The sequence below is a fragment of the Streptomyces sp. NPDC003697 genome, from assembly GCF_053587115.1.
Window position 1 is genome coordinate 19,206 of record NZ_JBSFNN010000059.1, and the last position, 22,397, is coordinate 41,602.

Consider the following 22,397-nt stretch of genomic DNA (forward strand, 5'->3'; position numbering starts at 1 on the left):
GCATGCCACGAGCGTGCGGTTACGGTTCCGCTTCGTAGGTGAGCTGCGTCATGTGCGGGGCCTCACTGGGCCTGTCACCGCCGGCGCACGTCTCCTCACGGAGTGGGTGCGTCGAATGTGACCGGCGCCTCGAAAGCGGCCCGGCGCGTGGCCCGGCGCAGCGCCCTGAGGACCGCCGGCCCGAGGACGAGGGTGAGGACGACGGTGACGACGGCCCGGCCGAGGTCCCAGCCGAGCGAGGTCGCCACGCAGTACGCGGCGAAGCGGGCGAGGTTCGCGGGGACGGCGGCGTGCGGATCGAACGCGATCGACGACGCCCCCAGCCCCATGAAGGGCCAGCCCTGGAGGTTCATGACGGTGCCGTAGGCGAAGGCGGCGAGGAAGCCGTAGCCGGCCAGCAGCAGCAGTTCGGCGCGGCCGCGCAGGCGGTCGGGGCCCGGCAGCAGGCCCGCGCCCATGGTGAACCAGCCCATGGCCAGCATCTGGAACGGCATCCAGGGCCCCACGCCGCCCGTCAGCAGGGCGGAGGCGAACATCGTCACGGAGCCCAGCACGAACCCGAAGCCCGGGCCGAGGACGCGTCCGCTCAGCACCATCAGGAAGAACATGGGCTCGATGCCGGCGGTCCCCGCGCCGATCGGGCGCAGGGCGGCGCCCGTCGCGGCCAGCACCCCGAGCATGGCCACGGCCTTGGGTCCGAGGCCGGACTCGGCGATCGTGGCGGCGACCACCGCGACCAGCAGGACGAGCAGGCCCGCGAAGAGCCAGGGCGCGTCCTGCGCGTGGGCGCCGAGCTGCGAACCGGGCGGGGCGAGGAAGGGCCAGCCGAAACCGGCGACGCCGACGGCGCTGACGAGGGCGAGGGCGGCGACGGAGCGCGGACCGAGCCGCACGGCGCGGGCCTGGCGCTGAGCGGGGCGGGCCGGTGGCCGGGAGGTGTGGGCCCGGCGCCGGGCGGTGCCGGATCGACGCCGGTCGGGACCGGTCGGGGGCGGGGCGCCGGTCATGTCAGTGCCTCGCGCACCTGGGCCACGGTCAGCCACTGCTGCGGAGCCAGGATCTTGGTCACCTGCGGTGCGAACGACGGTGAGGAGACCACCACCTCCGCCGTCGGGCCGTCCGCGATCACCTCGCCGTCGGCGAGCAGGACCACCCGGTGCGCCAGCTCGGCCGCCAGTTCCACGTCGTGCGTGGCCAGCACGATGGCGTGTCCCTCGGCGGCCAGGGCGCGCAGGACGGCGACCAGGCGGGCCTTCGCCGCGTAGTCGAGACCGCGCGTCGGCTCGTCCAGCAGGAGCAGGGGCGGACGGGCGGTGAGTACGACGGCCAGTGCCAGGGTCAGCCGCTGACCCTCGGACAGGTCGCGGGGGTGGACGTCGTCGGCGATGCCGGGCAGCAGCTCGGTGACCAGCGCGCGGCAGGTGCCGGGGGCGGCCTGGGCGTCCCGGTCGGCGGCGGCGCACTCGGCGGCGACCGTGTCGGCGTACAGCAGGTCGCGCGGCTCCTGCGGGACGAGGCCGACGCGGCGGACCAGGTCGCCGGGCCGAGTGCGGTGCGGGACGGCGTCCCCCACCCGGACCTCGCCGGCGGAGGGCGCGAGCAGGCCGACGAGGGTGCTCAGGAGCGTGGACTTGCCGGCGCCGTTGCGGCCCATCAGGGCAACCGTCTCGCCCGGGGCGACGGTCAGGTCGACGTGCCGCAGGGCGTCGATCCGGCCGATGCGTACGGCGAGTCCCCGCACGTCGGCGACGCGCGCGGGGTCCGCCGGGCTGCCCGCCCGCTCGGCGGCCGGCCGCTCGCGGCGCGACCGGAACAGCGCCCACCGGCGCCCGGCGGAGACCGCCCCTGCGGAAAGGCGGGACGCCTCGGGCCCGGTTACGGGGGTGCGGCGGGCCGGTGCGTCCGGACCGGCCTCGGTGGGTCGGGCCGGTGTGTGCGGGCCGGCTTCGGTGGGTCGGGCCGGCGTGTCCGGGCCGGCTTCGGCGGGTTGGGGTGGGACGTTCGGGTCGGGTTCGGCGGATCCAGCCGGTGCGTGCGGGACGGCCTCGGCCCGGCGGGCCGGGACGGCGGGGGCGGGCTGCCGGGCCGGTGCGTCGAGGGCGGCTCGGGCCGGCCGGGCCGGGGGCTCCGGCGTGGACGCGGTCGTCCGGGCGGCCGGGGTGCCACCCGTCCCGTGCTGCCCGGCCCCGGCGAGCCGCTCACGCAGGTCCGCCGCGCGGCGTCGGGCGTCGCGGACCGTCAGGGGCAGCGGCCGCCAGCCCGCCAGGCGCCCCAGGCCGACCACCGGCGGGAAGACCGGGGAGAGGGCCATGACGTCCGCCGGGGCACCGACGACCGGGGCGGCGCCCGGTGAGGGCAGCAGGACGACCTGGTCGGCGTACTGGACGACCCGCTCCAGCCGGTGCTCGGCCATCAGGACCGTCGTGCCCAGGTCGTGCACGAGCCGCTGGAGCACGGCGAGGACCTCCTCCGCGGCGGCCGGGTCGAGTGCCGACGTGGGTTCGTCGAGGACCAGGACCCGCGGGTGCGGGGTGAGGACGGAGCCGATCGCCACCCGCTGCCGCTGCCCGCCGGAGAGCGTGGCGATGGGGCGGTCGCGCAGGCCGGCGAGGCCGAGCAGGTCGAGGGTCTCCTCGACGCGCCGCCGCATCACGGTCGGGGGAAGGCCCAGCGACTCCATCCCATAGGCGAGTTCGTCCTCGACGGTGTCCGTCACGAAGTGGGCCAGGGGGTCCTGGCCGACCGTGCCGACGATGTCGGCGAGCTCGCGCGGCCGGTGGGTGCGGGTGTCCCGGCCGGCCACCGTGACGCGGCCGCTCAGGGTGCCGCCGGTGAAGTGCGGGACGAGGCCGCCGACCGCGCCGAGGACGGTGGACTTGCCGACCCCGGACGGGCCGACGAGCAGGACGAGTTCGCCCTCGGGGACCTCGAGGTCCACGTTCCGGACGGTGGGTCCGGCCGCCCCGTCGTACGTCACGGAGACGTCCTCGAAGCGGATCACGACGGCTCCTCGGTGGGTGCGGGTTCCTGCGGAACGGCGGGCTGTGCGGGCGGGGGCGCGACGAACGCGGGGAGCAGTCCGACGAGTACGGCCGCCGCGGGCCACAGCGGCAGTGCGGGGGCGGTCAGGGGCACGACCCCGGGGTGAAGGGCCTCGGGGTCGCGGGCGGCGGCGAGCGTCAGCACGGCCGCGACCGCGGCACCCGATCCGGCGACCAGGCAGGCGCGCGGGTTCCAGGTGTCGGGGCGGTAGCGGGTGCGCGGGGAGCGGCGGCCGCCCAGCCGGAGGCCGGCCAGGGCGGCGACGAGCCCGGCGAGCAGCACCGGCAGCCCGTAGGCGCCGCCCTCGGCGGTGAGCAGACCGTACGTCCCGGCGCACACGCCGAGCAGCCCGCCGAGGGTGAGGGCGCCGGTGGTGCGGCGGACGACGGGCGGCACGTCGGCCGTCCGGCCGTAACCGCGCGCGTCCATCGCCGCGGCGAGGGCGACCGAACGCTCCAGAGCGCTCTCCAGGACCGGCAGCCCCACCTGGAGCAGACCGCGCACCCCCCGGTCGGGGCGGCCGCGCAGCCGCCGGGCGGCCCGCAGGCGACGGACGTCGGCGACCAGGTGCGGAGCGAAGGTGAGGGCGACGACCACGGCGACACCCGTCTCGTACAGGGCGCCCGGCAGGGACTTCAGCAGTCGGGCGGGGGCGGCGAGGGCGTTCGCGGCGCCGACGCAGACGAGGAGCGTGGCCAGCTTGAGACCGTCGTAGAGGGCGAAGACCAGCCCTTCGGCGGTCACCCTGCCGCCGAGCCGGATGCCCTGCGCCCAGTGGGGGAGGGGGACTTCGGGCAGCGTGACGACCACGTGCGTGCCGGGGACCGGCGAACCGAGGACGACGGCGAAGGCCAGACGGACGACGAGCACGGCGAGGGCGAGCCGGAGGAAGGCGGTGTAGGACCGGGCCGACGGGGTGTTCTGGCGGCAGGCCGCGACGACGTACGCCGAGACCGTGAGCAGGAGCGCCAGCAGCAGTGGGTTGGTGGTACGGGTCGCGGCGGTCCCGAGGGCGAGGGCCCACACCCACCAGGCCCCGGCGTGCACCCCGGCCCGTCCACGGCCACCACGGCTCGGCACACCGCCGGCCCGAGCTGTCCGGGCGGCTCCCCGGGCCGGCCCGACGGGTCGGCCGGACGCGGCGCCGGCGCCGTCTGCTTCTACCGGCAGCAGGCCGGCCGGGCGGCGGCGTGCGGTGTGGGTGTCAGCCGCTTTCCCGGGGCGCGCGTCGGGACCGGCCGGGCCTGCCGGGGCCTCCGGGGCCGGGTGGTCCGGGGTCTTGTCCGCGTCGGTGTCGTGGGCGGTGTGCGGGTGCTGGGTCGGTGCGGCTGGGCCGGCCGGCGGCTCGTCGGTGACATGTGCGTCCTGGGAGCGCCCGTTCGGCGAGGCGGGGCTCGGGCGCGCGGTGCCGCCCGAGCCCTCCGGGAGGGCGGCGGGGCGGCGAGGTCCGGGGTGGCTGTCAGCTGTCCCCGGGCGTCCACCGGGCACGGCCGGGTGATCCGGGGCCGTGTTCCCGTCGGTGTCGTGGGCGGTGTCCGGGCGCGTGCCGGGACCCGGGCCTGCCGGGGCCTTCGGGGCCGGGTGATCCGCACCCGTGCCCGCGTCCGTGTCGTGGACGGCGTCCGGGCGTTCGTGGGGCCGGGGCCGGTGGGGCCGGGCCCCGCCCGTGCCGCCCGTGGCGTCCGGCCCCACGGCCGGCACCGCTGCGCGGCCCCCCGCCAGGTCGGTGCCGCGTGGCTCGTGCGTGCTCACGGTGTCCGGCGCCGCCGGGCCTGCCACACCGCCGCCGCGGCCAGGGCCGCCACCGCCGCCGCGCCGGCGGCGAGGCCCACCGACGGGCCGCCGTGGTCCTTGCCGCCGCCCGGTGCGGCGCTCGCCGCCCCGCTCGGCGAAGCCGGCCGTGCCGCCGCGTCCTCGTCCGCCGGCACCTGCTCGCCGCAGCCCCGCCGGGGGTAGCCGGTGATCGCGCACAGCAGCGCGTTGGTGTCGTACCGCAGGGGGGCCGCGACGGCGGCCAGGGCCTCCGCGGTCGTCGCGTCGGCGGGCACCCGGGCGCACGCCGTGCGCGGCGCCGGCGGGGTCTCCGCGGACGGCGCGTCGGCGGGCGTGCCGAAGTCCAGGACCAGGGCGACCCGCTTCCTGCCCGGCTGCGCCGGCGTCGTCGCGCAGATCGCCGCGAAGCCGGCCGTGCCGCGCGGTGTGACCGCGTTCTCGGAGTCCTCGCTGACGGCGAAGCGGAAGCCCTGGACGTCGCCGTCGGCGGGACGCGCCGTCGACGGGCCCTGCGTGGCGTACGTCCACCGGCCGCCGTCGCGTTCCCAGAAGGACCAGTACCGGTAGCCGGTGGCCTGCGCCGGGGCCGCGCCCGTCACCAGGACGAGAGCGGCGAGCAGCGGCAGCGCCACGAGCAGCGCGGCCGGCGGTGCCGCGGCCCGGGCGCGGACCCGGCGCATCACGGCTGCTGCCTCTTGGCGCGGCCGCTGATCAGGAACCCGATACCGATCCCGGCGACGAGGCAGACGCCGACGAACCACCAGACGCCGAGGGCGGAACCGTCCTGCTCGCCGGGGTCCTCGGCCCGCGCGCCCGCCTTCTCCGTCGCCTGCGGGGCCGGACCGGTGGCGTTGAGCCGCTCCACCAGGTCGATGCTCCCGAAGGCGTGCGGGTCGGTTCCCGTCGCGTGGGCCGCGAAGACGAGCTGCGCCCAGGCGGCGGGGCCGCTCTCGTGGGCCCAGGCCTCCGCGTGCTGCTCCAGCCAGCGCAGCGGCTTCTCGGCCTGCCGGGTTCCGCCCTGCGCCGCGAGCGCGACGACCGCGTCGGCGGTGTTGCCGTAGTCGGGCTGTTCGGTGGCGCCGGGCAGCACGGACGTCAGGTAGCCGGTCCTCCCGACCGCCCGCGCCAGGTACGACGCGCCGTTGGCCGCGGCCTGCCGCGGCGTCGGCTTCGCCGCGTCGGCGCACCGGGCCTCGGCGGCGCCCTTCGCGGACCCGGCGGCCATGCCCTGCCCGAGCGCGGCGAGGACGCCGGCCGCCGTGGCGTCCGCGTTGGCGGCGAGCGCGCCCTTCTTGTCCGGCTGGTAGGCGAAGGCGCCCGCACCGTCGCCGGAGCAGGGCAGGGCCAGCTTCAGCAGGGCGTCGTAGGGGGACTTGCCGCCCTTCACGACCTTCGCGGGGGCGTCGCCGGCGGCGGCGAGCGCGCCGACGACGACGGACGTCGAGTTGGTGTCGCTGGGCCCGCCGGGCATGTAGCCCCAGCCGCCGTCCTGGTTCTGGACGGACTTCAGCCAGGACAGCGCCTTGCCGGTCTCGGCGTCGTGGCCGCCGAGCGCGGCGAGGGCCTGGACGGCGGCGGCCGTGCTGTTGGTGTCCACCATGACCTTGGCGTCGCAGGCCGGGGAGGCGTCGGCGCGGAAGGCGGCGAACGCGCCGTTCGCGCACTGCTGCCCCGTCAGCCAGTCGACGGCCTTCGCTGCGGGCCTGACCCCCGCCGTGTGCTGTGCCAGCAGCGCGAGGGACTGGCGCCAGACACCGTCGTACTGCGGGTCGGTGCTGCCGTACAGGCCCGAGGGGATCACCGGCGACGGTGACGCGGACGGGGCGGAGTCGGCGGCGACGGCGGGAGCCGCGGTGCCGATCACGGCGACGGCGGCCAGGACCGCGGCGCTGCGGCGGACGTTCATGATCGGCGGATGCCTCTTCCTTGTTGTTCGGGGCGCGTGGGGGCACGCCGGCCCCTTCCGCTCCCCCCGGCGCAAGCCGGACAGCCCGGAAGGACCCGGCCGCTGGGCTCCGCACACCTCGACGGTGCCGTGCGCCGGCGGACCGCCGACGCGCGTGAGCCGGTCACCCGACCGCGCGGGGCGTTCCGGCACACCGCCCTCGCGGACGGCGCACGGCGGAGGCCCCCCGCCCGCGCGGAGTCGAGAGCCGGCGAAGCGTCAGCGCCGGACTTGCACCGGCTTTCCCCGTACGGGCGTGATGACGACGCGCACACTCTACCGGCCCGTAACCAGGCGGCCGAGGGCAGCCCGTGCCCGGCCGGACGGGTCAGCGCGCCGGCCGGTGGGTCAGCGCCCGTCGTCCCCGGGCGCCGTCAGGCCGATCAGCCGGCAGGCCGTCTCGATGTCGGTGCCCACCTGATCGATGGAGGCGCGGCCCGACAGCCAGGTGATCAGCGCCGAGTGCCAGGTGTGCTCGATCACGCGGACCACCGAGAGCTGCCCGGGGGTCGGGTCCTGCAGGCCCGTGGCCTCCAGGACGATCGCCGTGGTCAGGCGGTGGACCTGGTCGACCTCGGCGCTGACACCGCGGTCCGCGAACGTCAGCGCGCGGACCATCGCGTCGGCCAGGTAGGGCTCCCGCTGCAGGGCGCGGAAGGCCCGCATCAGGGTCTCGGAGACCCGCTCCGCGGGCGTGGCGCCGAGCGGCGGATTCTTGCGCAGCGTGCCGTGCAGGTGCTCCAACTGGTCCTGCATCGTGGCCACCAGCAGGTGCACCTTGGACGGGAAGTAGCGGTACAGCGTGCCGAGCGCCACCTGCGAGGACTCCGCGACCTCCCGCATCTGCACGGCGTCGAACCCGCCCCGGCCGGCCAGCTGCGCGCTCGCCCGCAGGATGCGGCGGCGCCGGGCCTCCTGCCGTTCGGTCAGGGGCGGGGCCGCCCCCGCTCCCGCGGGGGCGGCGGTGGCGGAGGGCCGGGCGGTACCGGCTTCCCCGTGGGCTTCCGCAGGCATGGTCCCGTCCGTGACAGTCGGTGAGGGCGGATGTCCGAACAGCATGGCAGGGCTGCGCCGTGGCGTGAATCACCTGATCCACTTCTCGCGGCGCCGCTACCTGCCGGTAGATTCGGAGCCTCCTGAACGATCAAGTCTGAAACTTGTTCTAGATTATCGTCCCGGCGTAATCTCGCGTGGCAGTGCAGGCAGAAGGGGGCCCCAAGTGACCGCTGAGGCCAGTCAGGCGGGTCCCCGCGAGGACCGTGCCGCGGACGGGGAGCGCCCGCTCCGCATCGCGCTCCTCACCTACAAGGGAAACCCGTTCTGCGGCGGCCAGGGCGTCTACGTGCGCCACCTCTCCCGCGAGCTGGCCCGCCTCGGCCACCGCGTCGAGGTGATCGGCGCCCAGCCCTACCCCGTCCTCGACGAGGGGTACGACGGCCTGACCCTGACCGAGCTGCCCAGCCTCGACCTGTACCGCCAGCCGGACCCCTTCCGCACCCCCGGGCGCGACGAGTACCGCGACTGGATCGACGCGCTCGAGGTCGCCACCATGTGGACCGGCGGCTTCCCCGAGCCGCTGACGTTCTCCCTGCGCGCCCGCCGCCATCTGCGCGCCCGGCGCGGCGAGTTCGACGTCGTGCACGACAACCAGACCCTCGGCTACGGGCTGCTGGGCGACGTGGGCGCCCCGCTCGTGACCACCGTCCACCACCCCATCACCGTGGACCGGCAACTGGAGCTGGACGCCGCCGGGAGCCGGAAGCGGCGGCTGTCCGTGCGCCGCTGGTACGCCTTCACCCGCATGCAGAAGCGTGTGGCGCGCCGCCTGCCGTCGGTGCTGACCGTCTCCGGCTCGTCCCGGCAGGAGATCGTCGACCACCTGGGCGTGCGCGAGGACCGCGTCCACGTCGTCCACATCGGCGCCGACACCGACCTGTTCTCCCCCGACCCCGCCGTCGCGAAGGTGCCGGGCCGGATCGTGACCACCTCCAGCGCGGACGTGCCGCTCAAGGGCCTGGTCTTCCTCGTCGAGGCACTGGCGAAGGTGCGGACCGAACAGCCCGGCGCGCACCTCGTCGTCGTCGGCAAGCGGCCCATCGAGGGACCGGTCGCCCAGGCGGTGGAGCGGTACGGCCTCGAGGGCGCCGTCGAGTTCGTCAAGGGCGTCTCGGACGCCGAACTGGTCGACCTGGTGCGCTCGGCCGAGGTCGCCTGCGTGCCGTCGCTGTACGAGGGCTTCTCCCTGCCGGCGGCGGAGGCCATGGCCACGGGCACGCCGCTGGTCGCCACGACCGGCGGCGCGATCCCCGAGGTCGCCGGACGCGACGGAGAGACCTGCCTCGCCGTGCCGCCCGGCGACGCGGGCGCGCTGGCCGCCGCGCTGAACCGGCTGCTGGGCGACCCGGAGCTGCGGGACCGGCTGGGCCGGGCCGGCCGCGAGCGGGTGCTGCGGCACTTCACCTGGGCGCGGGCCGCGGAGGGCACGGTGGCCCACTACCGCGAGGCCGTCGCCGAGGAGGCCGGCCGGCGCCCCGGGGCCGCCGGCCCCTCCCCGGCGGCGCCCGCCCCACGGACCGGCCGTGCGACGGCCCCAGCGGTCACCGCCGCCGGCGTCGTCACGGCCGGCCCCCTCCTTGCCGGCGACCCCACCGCGCCCATTCCCACCGCCCCCATCGCCTCCAACGCCGAAAGCAGGGCCACGTGCTGACCGTCGACTTCTCCCGGTTCCCGCTCGCCCCGGGCGACCGCGTCCTGGACCTCGGCTGCGGCGCGGGCCGGCACGCGTTCGAGTGCTACCGGCGCGGCGCGCGGGTCGTGGCCCTGGACCGCAACGGCGAGGAGATCCGCGAGGTCGCCAAGTGGTTCGCCGCGATGAAGGAGGCGGGGGAGGCCCCCGCCGGCGCCACCGCCACGGCGATGGAGGGTGACGCGCTGGCGCTGCCCTTCCCGGACGAGTCCTTCGACGTCGTCATCATCTCCGAGGTGATGGAGCACATCCCCGACGACAAGGGCGTGCTCGCCGAGATGGTGCGGGTCCTCAGGCCGGGCGGGCGCATAGCGGTCACCGTGCCGCGCTACGGCCCGGAGAAGGTGTGCTGGAGCCTGTCCGACGCCTACCACGAGGTCGAGGGCGGCCACATCCGCATCTACCGGGCGGACGAGCTGCTGGCGAAGATGCGCGAGGCCGGGCTCAGGCCGTACGGCACGCACCACGCGCACGCGCTGCACTCGCCGTACTGGTGGCTGAAGTGCGCCTTCGGCGTCGACAACGACAAGGCGCTGCCGGTGCGGGCGTACCACAAGCTGCTGGTCTGGGACATCATGAAGAAGCCCCTGGCCACCCGCGTCGCCGAGCGGGCGCTGAACCCGGTCATCGGCAAGAGCTTCGTCGCCTACGCGACCAAGCCGCACCTGCCCGGGCTCCCCGGGGCCGGCGCGGACTCCGGGACGGCCGGCACGGCTCCGGCGCCCGAGGCGGCCGCCCGGTGACCACTCCCCGGACAGAACACCTCGTCCTGCCCGGGGTCCTCACCGCCGAGCAGGCTGCCGCGACCGTCCACGGCATCCTCGCCGCTCAGCGGGAGGACGGCGCCATCCCGTGGTTCAGGGGGCACCACCTCGACCCGTGGGACCACACCGAGGCGGCGATGGCGCTCGACGCGGCCGGCCAGCACGAGGCCGCCGAGCGGGCGTACGCCTGGCTGGCCCGGCACCAGCGCCCGGACGGCTCCTGGTACGCCGCGTACGCCGACGGGGACCCCGAGGACGTCACCGACCGGGGCCGGGAGACCAACTTCGTCGCCTACATAGCGGTCGGCGTGTGGCACCACTACCTGTCGACCGGCGACGACACCTTCCTGGACCGCATGTGGCCGGTGGTGTACGCGGCGGTCGAGTTCGTGCTGCGGCTGCAGCAGCCTGGCGGCGAGATCGGCTGGAAGCGGGAGGACGACGGCACGCCCACCACGGACGCCCTGCTGACCGGATGCTCCTCCATCCACCACGCGCTGTGCTGCGCGCTGGCGATCGCCGAGCAGCGCGAGGAGCCCCAGCCGGACTGGGAGCTGGCGGTGGGCGCGCTGCGGCACGCCATCCGCAGGCACCCCGAGCGGTTCCTGGACAAGAACCGCTACTCGATGGACTGGTACTACCCGGTGCTCGGCGGAGCGGTGACGGACGCGGAGGCCAAGGAGCGCATCGAGGCGGACTGGGACCGGTTCGTGGTCCCCGGCCTCGGGGTGCGCTGCGTGGTGCCCAACCCGTGGGTGACGGGCGGCGAGTCCGCCGAACTGGCGCTGACGCTCTGGGCGGTGGGCGAGTCGGACCGCGCCCTGGACGTCCTGCAGTCCATCCAGCATCTGCGCGATCCGGAGACCGGCCTGTACTGGACGGGCTACGTCTTCGAGGACGGCGCCGTATGGCCCCGTGAACTCACCACCTGGACCGCCGGTTCGCTCCTGCTCGCCGTGGCGGCCCTGGGCGGCCACGAGGCCACCTGCACGGTCTTCTCCGCCGACCGCCTGCCGCGCGGCCTCGACCCCGACTGCTGTCCCTGACCTCGCCCGCCGCCGGCGCCGTACCGACTGTGACGGCGCCGGACGCGGGCGGACGTCAGCGGCGTCCGAGACGGGACGCGACGGCGTGGCCGACGAACAGGTAGACGACGGCGGCCAGGCCGTAGCCGGCGACGACACGCGCCCAGGCCTCGTCGAAGGTGAACAGGTCCCGCGACCAGGCGGCCAGCCAGTCGGCCGCGTCATGGACGAACCGCACCAGGTCGTTGGCCCGGTTCGCCTCCAGCAGGTACATCACGATCCACAGTCCGAGGATGACGGCCATGACGTCCGCGATCACCGCGACGACCGTTCCGGCGGAGTGGGAACCTCTGCGATATGCAAGGGACATGCTCTCCGTCTGGCCCCGGAATCCCGTTTGAAACCGCGCCGCCCGGCTCGCACACCGCAACGCCTTCTTCACCGGGAGCAGTTGGGTCGCGCCGGCCGCCAAGTCGCGTGGTGGGTGGGGACGCGGAACGGCGACGGCCCCCGTCCGGAGGGGCGGGGGCCGTGAACGGCGGCGGCGCTCAGCCGCGCTGGATGTTGGAGGCGTCCTGCAGCACACCCCGGCGGCCGTCCTGCATCTCCGTCAGCAGCCCGGCGCCGCGCTGCTCCACGGCCAGGTACCAGACGCCCGGCGACAGTTCGGCGATCTGCGCCGGCGAGCCGTCCTCCGCGTACAGCGGACGCGGCCCCGGCACGGCGAACCAGAACGGCGAGAAGGGCGCCGCCGGCTGCTGGTCCTGCGGAGCCTGCTGCACCTGCTGCCCCGGGTAGGGCCCGCCCGGCTGGGGCTGCCCGCCGAACGACTGCGGCTGGGCACCCGGGTAGCCGTAACCGGCCGGCGGCTGGGCGCCGTAGGGCTGCGGTGCGGCCGGCCCGGGGGCCGGGAGGAGAGCGGCCTGCAGGGCGGGGACGAGGGGGGTGGCGACGGCGGCCGCGGCGATGACGAGCGCGGCGAGGAAGCCGAGGATCAGCCCGGCACCCGCGTTGACCGTGTCGATCAGCGTCCACAGCAGCGCCCAGGCCGCCGAGACCGCCAGCACGGTGCCGACCGTGCCCAGCTCCAGCCCCGCGACCTTGCGCGGCTGCGGAAGCAGACGGGCGGTCACAACGAGCGCGGCACCGATCACACCGGCCAGGTAGACACCGAAGCCCAGCCCGAGCTGGTCCCACGCGTTCACAACGTAGATACCGTCGGCCAGGTCGAGGAACGAGGCGATGAACAGCAACACCGCTGCTCCGATCACCACGCCGTCGCCTCGAGTGAGGGAGCGGATATTCACTTCAGGTCCTTCGAATAGGTCGTCTCGTCGTCGGTGGAGGCGTCGCTGTCACCATGTCGCCGTCAGCCCCCGGTGCGAAGCGCGGGGATGACCCCTCGTCGTACGGACGACATTATCGTCCGCACCCTGAGGCTGTCCGCCGGGATCCGCCCGCCGATCAGGACCCGCGCAGGAAACCCACGATTCCCTCGGAGATCCCCTGCGCCGCCTTCCGCCGCCAGGCGTCGCTGGTCAGCAGCGCCGCGTCCGTCCTGTCGCGCATGTTCCCGCACTCGATGAACACCTTGGGAACCGTTGACAGATTGAGACCGCCCAGGTCCCCCCGAGTGACGAGGCCGGTGCCGCCGCCGACGTAGTTGGAGGGCGCGTTGCCCGTCGCGCGCACGAAGTTGCCCGCGATCCGCTCGCCGAGATCACGGGAGGCGGCGGCGATCGGGCGGGTGTCGGCGGCTCCGGCGTGCACGGACGCCGGGAGGATGACGTGGAAGCCGCGGTCACCCGGGGCCGCCCCGTCGGCGTGGAGGGAGATCGCGGCGTCGGCGTGCGCGGAGTTGCCGATCCGGGCGCGTTCGTCCACGCACGGGCCCCAGGCCCGTGTGCCGTCGTCGTGGGTCAGCCTCACCGTGGCGCCCTGCTGTTCGAGCAGCGTGCGCAGCCGGTGCGCCAGCTCCAGCGTGAACCGGGCCTCGCTGTAGCCGTCGTTGGTGGACGTGCCCGTGGTGTCGCACTCCTTGCGGTGGGTGCCGATGTCCACGGGGCGGTTGATCTCGGCCGTGTGCCGGAAGTTGCCGGGGTTGTGGCCCGGGTCGATGACGACGACCTTCCCCCGCAGCGGCCCGGTGGCGGCGGGAGCGGCCGACGAGGGCGACGGCGTCGGCGACGCGGACCCCGGCGTGTGGGGCCGCTTGCCGTCGTCGCCGGGCAGGACGGGCCGCACCGGCGGGGCGGTCGCGGCGGAAGCGCTCGGGCCCGGCCGGGCCCCGGCGCCGTCCGAGCCGCCCGGGGCGCCCACCGCCTCGTACACGAGCCAGCCCAGCAGGGCGACGGGCACCAGTGCGGCGAGGGCGACGGTCAGCGGCCCGCGACGGGAACGGCGGGGCGGCTGCGGGGAATCGAAGTCCGGGCCTGCGTACGACACGTCAGTGACTCTAACCGCGCCCCCGGCCCGTCGCGTCCGTTCGCCTGAGGACGCGCAGCGAGCCGGTCGCCGAGACCTCGGCGAACGCGCCGGACTCCAGGGCCCGCAGGTAGACCCGGTACGGGGCCTGCCCGGTGAACTCGTCCTCGGGGTCGGGGAACACGTCGTGGACGACGAGCAGGCCGCCGTCGGCCACGTGCGGCGCCCAGCCCTCGTAGTCGGCGCCCGCGTGCTCGTCGGTGTGCCCGCCGTCGACGAACACCAGGGCCAGCGGGGTGTTCCAGAACGCGGCGATCTGCGGCGAGCGGCCGACCAGCGCCACCACGTGCTCCTCCAGGCCCGCCCGGTGCAGCGTGCGCCGGAAGGTGGGCAGCGTGTCCATCAGGCCGATTTCCGGGTCGACCGTCTCCGGGTCGTGGTACTCCCAGCCGGGCTGCTGCTCCTCGCTGCCGCGGTGGTGGTCGACGGTGAGCGCCGTGACACCGGCCTGCCGGGCCGCGTCGGCGAGCAGGATCGTCGAGCGCCCGCAGTACGTGCCGACTTCCAGCAGGGGCAGCCCGAGCCGGCCGGCGTCCACGGCCGCCGCGTACAGCGCGAGCCCCTCGTCCGTGGGCATGAACCCCTTCGCGGCCTCGAACGCGGCCAGGATCTCCGGCTTGGGTGCCGCGGTCATCAGGGTCCTCCCGGTCGTACGAAACGTCTGCCCCCATGCTGCCGCACCCCCGCCGGGCGGCCGACGGAGGGTGCGGGCGACATGGTCCCGGCGACGCGGCCGACGACGGTGGCTCTCCCCGGGCCGCATCGGGTGTCGCGTGCCGGGCCGCCGCCGCGGTGGGCGGGAGGGCGCCGGCCCGTGCGGGAGCGGGCCGGTCAGGCGGTGACCGTCTCGCCCGGCAGGGACAGGTCCACCTCGACCGGCCGGTCGTCACCGTCGTGGGTCGCCGCCGAGGCGAGCGGACCGTGACCGGCGGCACGGGCGGCCAGCACGTACGGCCCCCCGGCCGGCACGGCGAGCGCGTAGCCGCCGTCGGCGCCGGAGAGCGCCGAGCCGGCCTGACGGCCGCGCCGGTCGATCAGTGTGACCTTGGCCCGGGCGACCGGGGCGCCGTCGGCGGCCAGGACGCGGCCGTGGAAACCGCGCAGCGCCTCCCGCGCGCGCTCCAGGTTGGCGTCCTCCTCGCTGCTGGCCCGCAGCTGCGACCTCGCCGGCATGACCGACCGCGGCAGGCACAGGGCCAGCACGAGACCGAGGGCGACCGCGGCCGCCGCGATCAGGAACGAGACGCGGAAGCCCTGCATGCTCGGGACCGCGACGCCGTTGACCTGGTGCGCGGTGCCGGCGAGCACCATGCCGATGACGGCGCTGGACACCGACGTGCCGACGGACCGCATCAGCGTGTTGAGACCGTTGGCCGCGCCCGTCTCCGAGGCGGGGACCGCGCCGACGATCAGCGCCGGCAGGGAGGAGTAGGCCAGGCCGATGCCGGCGCCCAGCAGCACCGAGGTGACGACCGTCTGCCAGGCCGCGTCCATCAGACCGAGACCGCCGCCGTAGCCGACGCCGATCACCAGCAGGCCGGTGACGAGCGTGGTCCTGGGGCCGTACCGGGCGGACAGCCGGGCGTAGACGGGCGCCGTGAACATCATCGTCAGGCCCAGCGGGGCCACGCACAGCCCGGCGACGACCATCGACTGCCCGAGGCCGTAACCGGTGGCCGCGGGCAGCTGGAGCAGCTGCGGCAGGACCAGCGAGACGACGTAGAAGCTGACGCCGACCATGATCGAGGCGAGGTTGGTCAGCAGCACCTCGCGACGGGCGGTCGTGCGCAGGTCCACCAGCGGGGCCTTGACCCGCAGTTCCAGCAGGCCCCACAGGAGCAGGACGGCGACGGCGGCACCGAAAAGGCCGAGCGTGGTCCCGGACGCCCAGCCCCAGTCCCTGCCCTTCGTGACGGGCAGCAGCAGCAGGACCAGGCCGGCGGACAGACCGAGCGCGCCCGGCAGGTCGAACGAGCCCCGGGCGCGCGTCGGCGACTCGGGGACGACGAGCAGGGTCAGGGCGATGGACAGCACGCCGAGCCCGGCGGCGCCGTAGAACAGCACGTGCCAGTCCGCGTGCTGGGCGACCAGCGCCGCCGCGGGCAGCGCCAGACCCCCGCCGACGCCGATCGAGGAGCTCATCAGGGCCATCGCCGAGCCGAGCCGTTCGCGGGGCAGCATGTCCCGCATCAGCCCGATGCCGAGCGGGATCGCGCCCATCGCGAAGCCCTGCAGGGTGCGGCCGACGATCATCAACAGCAACTGGCTGGTGACGGCGCTGACGACGGCACCCACCACCATCACCGCCAGGCTCGCGACGAGCATCCGCCGCTTGCCGTACAGATCGCCGAGGCGGCCCATGATGGGCGTGGCGACGGCACCGGAGAGCAGGGTGGAGGTCAGCACCCAGGTGGCGTCGCCGGGCGCGGTGCCCAGCAGGTGCGGCAGATCCTTGACGACCGGGACGAGCAGGGTCTGCATCACCGCGACCACGATGCCCGCGAAGGCGAGCACCGGGACGACGGCCCCGTTCGCGCTCCGGGCGGGCTGGTCGGTCGACATGGGCGTCACGAGGTCAGGCCTCCGGCCGTGAGGTGAATGAGGTCGGCAGGGACCGTGCGGGACGGCCGCAGACGTCAACCTCGTTCGCCGAGGCACCTATTCCGTTGCTTCGGCGTCCTAACGAATCCTTGACCGTTTCGTGAGCATCTGACGGCCCGTCAGGCCGGCCGCGACCGTGGGCCCGCGGGGGAGAACCGTCCCGGCCGGACGGGGTGAAGGGCTTCCCCCACGAGCCTTCGCCCTACAGCCATCCCTGGTGCCGGGCCTCCCGTACCGCCTCCGTGCGGTTGCGGGTGCCCGTCTTGCCGATGGCGGAGGAGAGGTAGTTGCGGACGGTCGACTCCGACAGGTGCAGCGCGGCGGCGACGTCGGCGACGGTCGCCCCGTCGGCCGAGGCCCTCAGCACGTCGCACTCGCGGGCGGTGAGCGGGCTCGGGCCGGCACTGAGGGCCGCCGCGGCGAGCGCCGGGTCCACCACCGTCTCCCCGGTGAGCACCCGGCGGATCGCGGCGGCCAGCTCCTCCACCGGCCCGTCCTTCACCAGGAAGCCCGCCGCGCCCGCCTCCAGGGCGCGGCGCAGATAACCGGGCCGGCCGAAGGTGGTCAGGATCAGCACCCGGCAGCCGGGCACCTGCCCGCGCAGATCGGCGGCGGCGTCCAGTCCGCTGCGGCCCGGCAGTTCGATGTCCAGCAGGGCCACGTCGGGGCGGTGCAGCAGCGCCGCGTCCACGATCGCGTCCCCCGCCGCCACCTGGGCGACGACCTCCATGTCGTCCTCCATGCCGAGCAGCAGGGCCAGCGCGCCGCGCATCATGCCCTGGTCCTCGGCGAGCAGGATCCGGACCGACGTGGCGGGCCGGTGCTCGCGCGGCATCTCGTTCACGGGCGCAGCGTAGGGGCCGCGGTCCTGGCCGGGTCCCGCCGACGGTGGGCGGGGAGTTCGCCGTCCGTGCCGAGTTCGCCGCTCCCGGGGAAGCCGGCGCCGTCCGTGCCCAGGTCGCCGTCCCCCGGCAGCTCGGCGGCGACCGTGAAGCCGCCGTGCGGTGACGGGCCGGCCCGCAGTGAGCCGCCCGCCGCCGCGAGGCGTTCGGTCAGGCCCTTCAGGCCGGTGCCTCCCGCCCCGCAGGCCCAGGGGGACGGGGCGGAGCCGGCCGAAGGGGCCGGTGATGCCGCCGCGGTCGCCCCGGCCGGCGGGCGGGCCGCCCCGGACCCGTCGTCGGCGACCGTCAGACGCACCCGTTCCGCGGTGCCCTCGACGCTGATCTCGCAGCGGCCGGCGCCGCTGTGCCGCACCGCGTTGGTGACCGCCTCCCGCACCACCCACCCCAGCAGGGCTTCGGTCCGCGCCGACAGAGGAACCCCCGACCGTTCCACGACGGCCTCGATACCGGCGGCGGCCAGCGCCGAGCGGGCGCGGTCCAGCTCTGTGGACAGGCTGCCCTCGCGGTACCCGGTGACCGCCTCGCGGATCTCGGTGAGGGCCTGACGGCCGACCGACTCGATGTCCGTCACCTGCGTCAGCGCCGCCTCCAGATCCCGGTGGGCCAGCCGCCGGGCGGCCTCCGACTTCACGACGATCACCGACAGCGTGTGGCCGAGCAGGTCGTGCAGGTCGCGGGAGAAGCGCAGCCGCTCCCGCTCCACCGCTCGGCGGGCCAGTTCCTCGCGCGCCGCCCGCAGCTCCCGCACGGCCTCCGACAGGCTCAGCAGCGCGGCCGTCACCATCGTCGACAGGAAGGTGGCGTAGGCGATGTCGATCCCGTCCCAGCCCTCGTGCAGAGCGGCGACCGCGCCCGCGGCCAGGCCCAGCGAGATGCCGGTCCGGCCGAGCCACCGGCCGCGCAGGATCGCCCCCGTCGCCAGCCCGAGCAGCGGGAAGAACAGCAGCCAGGAGCCGCCGTAACCGAGCGCCAGCCCGCACGTCACCGCGGCCATGAGAGCCAGCGCCCACCGCGTCGAGGCCGCCTCGCGCGTCTTCCTGCAGAAGGCGCGGAAGCTCACGTGGATGTACAGCGAGTTGAAGACGACCAGGCCGGCGATGCCGATCCACGGATTGGGCGTCCTGCCCTGGAAGATGTTGGAGAAGGCGCCCATGCCCATCAGCAGCCAGGGCAGCAGGGCGAAACCGCTGGGCGGCGGGCCCGGCTCCTCCAGCGGCTCCCCGGCCTTCCGGGCCTGCCGCAGCCGCGCCCTGAACCGCGGCACGTGCCGTCTGTGTTCCGCACACGCCGACCGCCGGGCGTCCCGGCGGCCCGAGACCGTTCGCCACCACGTCATGTCCGTGACCCCCCGTTCAGACGATCCCCGTGCCGCCGCGGTACGACACCGCGACGGCCCGCCGGACCGGTGCCGGCCGTCGTCCTGACGACGACGGTACGCGGGCGGTGCGCCGGGCCGGCAGAGGCGCTTGTACGGTCCCGGGCAGGACAATTGTCACGGCCGGCAGCTCACGCCCGGGGCCCTCCGCACGATCCCCGGCCCGCGGTCACGCGACGACGGCACCCGGCCGTGACGTGCGCCCGCCCGGGACGGTGCCGGCTCTCCGGGCCGGTCCCTGGCCGGACCGGACGGGACCGTCCCCGGCCGCACGTCGTGCCGTCCCGTCGGTGTCCCGCCGCCCTCGTCAGCGATCAGGAGCCACATGCCCATCGACCCCGCCCAGGCACTGGCCGCCGCACCCAGGACCGGCCGGATCACCTGGGACCGCAAGGACGTCCAGCTCTACCACCTGGGCATCGGCGCGGGCGTCCCCGCGACCGCCCCCGGCGAACTGCGCTACACGCTGGAGGACCGGCTGCACGTCCTGCCGAGCTTCGCCACCGTCGCCGGCGGCGGCCCACCCGGAGTGATCAGCGGCCTGTCCCTGCCCGGCGTCGACGTCGACCTCGCCCGCGTCCTGCACGGCGGCCAGTCGCTGACCCTGCACCGCCCGATTCCCGTGCGCGGCACCGCCACCACCACCGACCGCATCACCGCCGTGCACGACAAGGGCACCGCGGCCCTCCTCGTCCTGCGCACCGAGGCCGCCGACGCCGACGGGCCGCTGTGGACCGCCGAGGCCGACATCTTCGTCCGGGGGGAGGGCGGCTGGGGCGGCGACCGCGGCCCCTCGGTCCGCCCGGAGCCGCCCACCGGCGCACCGGACACCGTCACCGAACGGCCGACCCGCGACGACCAGGCCCTCCTGTACCGCCTCTGCGGAGACGCCAACCCCCTGCACGCCGACCCCGTCTTCGCCCGCCGCGCCGGCTTCGAGCGGCCGATCCTGCACGGCCTGTGCACCTACGGCCTGACGCTGAAGGCCGTCGTCGACACGCGGCTCGACGGCGACGTGACCCGTGTGCGCTCCTGGGCCGCCCGCTTCGCCGGGGTGGTGTACCCGGGGGAGACCCTGCGTCTGCGCATGTGGCGGCAGCGGGGCGGAGGCGGGAGTGCGGCGGGGAGCACGGACACGGGCGCGGCCGCGGTACGGGTGGCCGCGACCGCGGTCGAGCGGGCCGACGCCCCCGTGCTCACCGGCGTCGTCGGCCTCTCCTGAGACGGCCGGCACCGCTGCGGGAGCGAGCGTCCCGGTACGGCACCGGGCGAGGCCCTGCCGGGCCTTCCGCACGGGGACCACGGCACGTGGAAGGGCCCCGTCTCTCCCTGGGGAAGGACGGGGCCCGCTCGTCACGGACGTACCGTCAGGCAGCCGCTTCGGATTCCTCGGCCGCCGGCCTGCGGTGACGGCCCCGCGGGGCCGCCTCACCGTCCTGGGCGAGACCGGGCCACGGTGCTTGCCGTGCCCCTGGGCCTCCTGGAAACCCTGGACCTCGGCCTCGAACGGCTGGGTCGTGCTGGCGTCGCTCATCGGCAGAATTCACCCCGTCAACCATGATCCTTCGTACAGCCGGGCGAGTCTAACCGGCACACCTCGGGCGAAATCCAGGCGCCCACGCGTATCGGCACGACTTCGTTACCGGCCTGCCGTACGTCCCGTCAGCGGCGCCTGCTGCAGGGGGACGGGCCGCGGCGCGCCGGGCGCCGCCGACGCCGGTTCCGGCATGTCGTACGCCCCGTCCGCCGGCGGCGAGGACGGCACCCCCGGCCCCGGGGGCAGCATGGGAACCCCCGACGGCCGGGGAACGAGCGTGACCCGCGAGGCACCCGAACGCGCCCCGTCCAGGAAGAGGTTCAGGCCCGAGCCCGCCGAACCCGAGCCGCCGCCCGGCACGTTCCGCTCCGCGCCCGGCCAGGAGCCGTCACCCGGCCGCGCGGTACGCCGCACCTCGACCCACCGCGCCCCTTCCAGCACCGCGCCCGCCCCTTCCCGCACCCAGCGCGGTCCGCGCGCCGCCGCGGCCGGCCCGCTCCGCACCCGGCGCGCCTCGCCGGACGCCGCGTCGACCTGGTCCGGCACCCGACGCGGCGGCGCGGCGGCGCCCATGGGCCGGTCCGGCACCCGACGCGGTGCGTCGGCGGCCCCGTCCGGCTCGTCCGGCGCCCGGTGTCCTTCGCCGGGCGCCGCGTTCGCCTGGTCCGGCACCCGACGCGGTGCGTCCGCGGCCTCGTCCGGCACCCGACGCGGTCCGTCCGCAGTCCCGTCCGGCCCGCCCAGTGCCCGGCGCGTCCCGCCCGACGCCGGCTTCGCTCCGGCCGGCGCCCACAGCGGCGCGTCCGCCGTACCGTCCGGCCCCTGCGGGGCCCAGCGTGCCCCGGCCGGCACCGCCACCCGAGCCCCCCGCGCCTCCCGGGCGGCCCCCGGCAGCGGTGCCTCCCAGTGGGCCACCCCGCACGGCACCGACGCCGTGGCATACGGCAGACGGAGCACCCCGTCCGCCGTCCAGAGCCCGGACCCGGCCAGCCAGCCCTCCGGCGCCGCAAGATGGCACACCTGCCGCTCGGCGGGCCGCCACACACCGACCCAGCTGCCGAGCGCGCCGTCGATGCGCAGCGCCACCCCGCACTGCTCCGGCGTCAGCATCTGCCCCGGCTGGATCGCGAACGGCGTGACCACGCAGTCGGGCAGCCGCAGGCACTCCGGGAAGCGCACCGGCAGGGTGCTGCCCAGCACGCCCCAGCCCAACCGTTCCTGCCCGGGCGACGCCGCGTCGGAGCCGACGAGCAGCAGCCCGCTGTCGGGGTCGGCGAGGAGGAGTCGGTCGTCGCTGTCGGCGGCGATCTGCAGCAGTGGCGACACCTCGCCGCCGCGTTCCAGGTCGACCACCACCGCCTTGGTCCGCCCGCCGGTCTCCCGGTCCAGGGCCAGCATCCGGCCCTGCCGGTCCAGCCAGGCTCCGCCCGAGCAGCGCCCCGGCACCTCGGCCAGCAGCTGCGGCCCGAAGCCGCCGCCCGCCACCCGCCACACCGCGGTGGAGCGCACGCCCACGGCGAGCGCGTACGCCCGCCCCCCGCCCGGCACCGGGGGCAGCAGCCGCAGGCAGGTGCCGTCCGGGCACTCGACCGTGCCGAGCGGCAGCTCACCGGTGCCGGGACCGGTCGGGTACAGCAGCGAGAAGACGTGCAGGCCCGCCACCGGCCGGCGGATGAGGACCCGCCCGTCGCCCATCGGCTGCACCTCCGTGCCGGGCTCCTCGGGCCGGCTGCCGGGCAGCGGAACCGCGTACGGCTCGGGACCGTCCAGCGTCCAGCGCTCCGGGTACAGGGAGTCGCCGCCGCCCGCGAGACGGGCGGCGTAGGCGCCGTCCACGGTGATCGTGCAGCCTGCCCGCGTCCCACCGCCGTGCCCGCGGCCCGCCGTCGGCGGCGGGGCCACCCCTTGGTCGAACGTGGGCGAGAGCTTGGCAGACGCACAGGCCGTCATCGTTCGGTCACCTCCGGCGACGAACGGTAGTTTTCGTACGCACAGACGTGAGAGCGGCTGGCGGTGGCTTCACACATAAGGGTGTCCGGAGCGTGATTCGCCTGAGGAAACGGGGCGGGGTGTGCTGGCCGCCGTCGGTCGCGGCCCTTTGCCGCCCCGGGCAGGACTGAAGAACTTTTTGCGTTGCCCCTGTTGAGCGGTGCCCCTGACGGGTGACTTACGGGGGCGTAGGTACGATGCGGCCCATGACTGC

Annotated in this window: 17 protein-coding genes and 1 pseudogene; 4 read left to right on the forward strand and 14 right to left on the reverse strand. The window is 75.8% G+C overall.

The features are described from left to right. Window positions 1–95: 95 nt before the first annotated feature. From ACWDNY_RS21925 to ACWDNY_RS21950, 6 genes are all read right to left on the reverse strand, one after another. Window positions 96–1,007: an ECF transporter S component gene (locus ACWDNY_RS21925; protein WP_451647474.1), complete on the reverse strand. Its 912-nt coding sequence runs from the start codon at window positions 1,005–1,007 to the stop codon at window positions 96–98. Further along, window positions 1,004–3,001: an ATP-binding cassette domain-containing protein gene (locus ACWDNY_RS21930; protein WP_451647475.1), complete on the reverse strand. Its 1,998-nt coding sequence runs from the start codon at window positions 2,999–3,001 to the stop codon at window positions 1,004–1,006. The genes ACWDNY_RS21925 and ACWDNY_RS21930 overlap by 4 nt, the downstream gene beginning before the upstream one ends. Further along, on the reverse strand, window positions 2,998–4,089 hold the full coding sequence (locus tag ACWDNY_RS21935; protein ID WP_451647476.1) for a CbiQ family ECF transporter T component: 1,092 nt from the start codon (window positions 4,087–4,089) through the stop codon (window positions 2,998–3,000). Before ACWDNY_RS21935 ends, ACWDNY_RS21930 begins: the two co-directional genes overlap by 4 nt. Before the next feature lie 701 nt (window positions 4,090–4,790). Then, the gene (locus tag ACWDNY_RS21940; RefSeq protein WP_451647491.1) at window positions 4,791–5,495 is read right to left on the reverse strand and encodes an SCO2322 family protein; all 705 of its coding nucleotides are present in this window, start codon (window positions 5,493–5,495) and stop codon (window positions 4,791–4,793) included. Next, window positions 5,495–6,721: a prenyltransferase/squalene oxidase repeat-containing protein gene (locus ACWDNY_RS21945; protein ID WP_451647477.1), complete on the reverse strand. Its 1,227-nt coding sequence runs from the start codon at window positions 6,719–6,721 to the stop codon at window positions 5,495–5,497. The genes ACWDNY_RS21940 and ACWDNY_RS21945 overlap by 1 nt, the downstream gene beginning before the upstream one ends. 387 nt (window positions 6,722–7,108) lie before the next feature. Next, window positions 7,109–7,774: a TetR family transcriptional regulator gene (locus ACWDNY_RS21950; protein WP_451647478.1), complete on the reverse strand. Its 666-nt coding sequence runs from the start codon at window positions 7,772–7,774 to the stop codon at window positions 7,109–7,111. A 205-nt stretch (window positions 7,775–7,979) separates the two neighbouring features. On the opposite strand from ACWDNY_RS21950, the gene ACWDNY_RS21955 reads away from it, so the two are divergent. Genes ACWDNY_RS21955 through ACWDNY_RS21965 form a run of 3 tightly spaced genes read left to right on the forward strand, consistent with a single transcriptional unit; the run spans window position 7,980 to window position 11,316 of the window. Then, window positions 7,980–9,467, forward strand: coding sequence for a glycosyltransferase family 4 protein (locus ACWDNY_RS21955; protein WP_451647479.1), 1,488 nt, complete (start codon window positions 7,980–7,982; stop codon window positions 9,465–9,467). Then, the gene (locus ACWDNY_RS21960) at window positions 9,461–10,249 is read left to right on the forward strand and encodes a methyltransferase domain-containing protein (protein ID WP_451647480.1); all 789 of its coding nucleotides are present in this window, start codon (window positions 9,461–9,463) and stop codon (window positions 10,247–10,249) included. Before ACWDNY_RS21955 ends, ACWDNY_RS21960 begins: the two co-directional genes overlap by 7 nt. Beyond that, window positions 10,246–11,316: a prenyltransferase/squalene oxidase repeat-containing protein gene (locus ACWDNY_RS21965; RefSeq protein ID WP_451647481.1), complete on the forward strand. Its 1,071-nt coding sequence runs from the start codon at window positions 10,246–10,248 to the stop codon at window positions 11,314–11,316. The genes ACWDNY_RS21960 and ACWDNY_RS21965 overlap by 4 nt, the downstream gene beginning before the upstream one ends. Window positions 11,317–11,371: 55 nt before the next feature. Here ACWDNY_RS21965 and ACWDNY_RS21970 read toward each other — a convergent pair whose 3' ends face one another. The 7 genes from ACWDNY_RS21970 to ACWDNY_RS22000 form a co-directional block, all read right to left on the reverse strand. Beyond that, window positions 11,372–11,665 (reverse strand): hypothetical protein, encoded by a 294-nt coding sequence (locus tag ACWDNY_RS21970; RefSeq protein ID WP_451647482.1) that lies wholly within the window; start codon window positions 11,663–11,665, stop codon window positions 11,372–11,374. 178 nt (window positions 11,666–11,843) lie between these two features. Next, window positions 11,844–12,602, reverse strand: a complete 759-nt coding sequence (locus tag ACWDNY_RS21975; RefSeq protein ID WP_451647483.1) for a DUF5336 domain-containing protein — start codon at window positions 12,600–12,602, stop codon at window positions 11,844–11,846. A gap of 157 nt (window positions 12,603–12,759) precedes the next feature. Then, a complete protein-coding gene (locus ACWDNY_RS21980; protein WP_451647484.1) occupies window positions 12,760–13,740 on the reverse strand; it encodes an N-acetylmuramoyl-L-alanine amidase in 981 nt (326 codons plus the stop codon). A gap of 10 nt (window positions 13,741–13,750) precedes the next feature. Then, entirely contained in the window at window positions 13,751–14,413 is a 663-nt protein-coding gene (locus ACWDNY_RS21985) for a class I SAM-dependent methyltransferase (protein ID WP_451647485.1), read from the reverse strand. 197 nt (window positions 14,414–14,610) lie between these two features. Then, window positions 14,611–16,341 (reverse strand): MFS transporter, encoded by a 1,731-nt coding sequence (locus ACWDNY_RS21990; protein WP_451647486.1) that lies wholly within the window; start codon window positions 16,339–16,341, stop codon window positions 14,611–14,613. Window positions 16,342–16,582: 241 nt separating this feature from the next. Next, window positions 16,583–17,224 (reverse strand): response regulator, encoded by a 642-nt coding sequence (locus ACWDNY_RS21995; RefSeq protein ID WP_451647487.1) that lies wholly within the window; start codon window positions 17,222–17,224, stop codon window positions 16,583–16,585. Further along, window positions 17,221–18,618 (reverse strand): sensor histidine kinase, encoded by a 1,398-nt coding sequence (locus ACWDNY_RS22000; protein ID WP_451647488.1) that lies wholly within the window; start codon window positions 18,616–18,618, stop codon window positions 17,221–17,223. Before ACWDNY_RS22000 ends, ACWDNY_RS21995 begins: the two co-directional genes overlap by 4 nt. Before the next feature lie 364 nt (window positions 18,619–18,982). On the opposite strand from ACWDNY_RS22000, the gene ACWDNY_RS22005 reads away from it, so the two are divergent. Further along, window positions 18,983–19,879 carry a MaoC/PaaZ C-terminal domain-containing protein gene (locus ACWDNY_RS22005; protein WP_451647489.1) on the forward strand — a complete coding sequence of 299 codons (897 nt, stop codon included), beginning with the start codon at window positions 18,983–18,985 and terminating at the stop codon, window positions 19,877–19,879. Between the two features lie 984 nt (window positions 19,880–20,863). Here ACWDNY_RS22005 and ACWDNY_RS22010 read toward each other — a convergent pair. After that, window positions 20,864–22,144 (reverse strand): annotated as a pseudogene (locus ACWDNY_RS22010) (hypothetical protein); the annotation flags it as partial. Window positions 22,145–22,397 lie beyond the last annotated feature (253 nt).